This window comes from Komagataeibacter diospyri (genome assembly GCF_006538165.1).
Classification (GTDB): Bacteria; Pseudomonadota; Alphaproteobacteria; order Acetobacterales; family Acetobacteraceae; genus Komagataeibacter; species Komagataeibacter diospyri.
Genome location: NZ_BDLU01000091.1, coordinates 1 through 917 on the forward strand (window position 1 = coordinate 1; position 917 = coordinate 917).

Consider the following 917-nt stretch of genomic DNA (forward strand, 5'->3'; position numbering starts at 1 on the left):
CGCACGGTCATCGCCCGCGAAACCCGGCTGGCGCTGGTGGGGCATGAGCCAGCAGCACTCACGGCACGGATCGGCCAGCGTGTTGCCTTCGCCGACGCTGCGCGCACCGGCCGCCTGGTGTGCGATCTTCGCCCCCAAGGGATAGCCGCCCGCGAAATCGCCGCTCTGACGGCTGAGATCAGGGGGCTGGTATCATGACCCTGCTGACCTGCGACAGCGCGCCCCTGATGCCCTGGCGCGGCCCCTACGACATGATCCTGGTCGATCCACCCTATGGTGGCGATACGTCGCTCGCCTGGGACCGGCGCGTGGCGGACTGGTCGGCGAAGGCGCGCGTTACCCTGAAACCGTACAGCCAGTTTCTGATCGGCGAAGGAATTGCGCCATGACGGAACGCCGCACGCTGCCCGGTTTCGCCGCGCGTCCCGCCGATTCTGAACGCTGGGTCAGGACGCCGGAGAAGCTTGCGACCCCCAACCGCTTTACCGCCCGGCTGACCATCGACGTCACGCCAGCGCTGCGCGGACGGCTCAAGGTCGCGGCGTTCCAGCGCGGCATCACGGTCGCCGACATGCTGCGTGCGCTGCTGGGCCGCGAGTTCCCCGATATCCCTGGAGATGTGCCATGAACACTCCGCACGAGGCGGCATCCGGTCGTCCCGCCGACACGCTTGCCCATGTCGAACTGACCTGGATCGAGAAGCGCATCGAGCACTGGATCCGCTTCGGCTCTGTCGCCCATGAGCAGATTCTCGATCGTCGGCGGCGGATACTGAGCTTTCCGCCGGACACCGTGTTCGCCTTCCTGCGCTGGGCTGCGAATGATTACGGCACGGTGGTCTCCTGCATTGACATCGTGCGCGTCACCCGTTCCGGCGAGCCCTATCAGACGGTGCCGTTCGTGCGCCCTGGTGGCGA

Annotated in this window: 3 protein-coding genes and 1 pseudogene; all 4 read left to right on the forward strand. The window is 67.1% G+C overall.

The features are described 5' to 3' along the window. Window positions 1-198: pseudogene (locus tag MSKU9_RS18685) on the forward strand (ParA family partition ATPase); the annotation flags it as partial. Next, on the forward strand, window positions 195-389 hold the full coding sequence (locus tag MSKU9_RS17490; protein ID WP_227002592.1) for a hypothetical protein: 195 nt from the start codon (window positions 195-197) through the stop codon (window positions 387-389). The pseudogene MSKU9_RS18685 and the gene MSKU9_RS17490, both read left to right, overlap by 4 nt. Next, a complete protein-coding gene (locus MSKU9_RS17495) occupies window positions 386-628 on the forward strand; it encodes a ribbon-helix-helix protein (RefSeq protein ID WP_141262622.1) in 243 nt (80 codons plus the stop codon). The genes MSKU9_RS17490 and MSKU9_RS17495 overlap by 4 nt, the downstream gene beginning before the upstream one ends. Next, a partial coding sequence (locus tag MSKU9_RS17500) for a DUF2840 domain-containing protein (RefSeq protein ID WP_141262623.1) occupies window positions 625-917 on the forward strand: 293 nt, incomplete at its 3' end. The genes MSKU9_RS17495 and MSKU9_RS17500, both read left to right, overlap by 4 nt.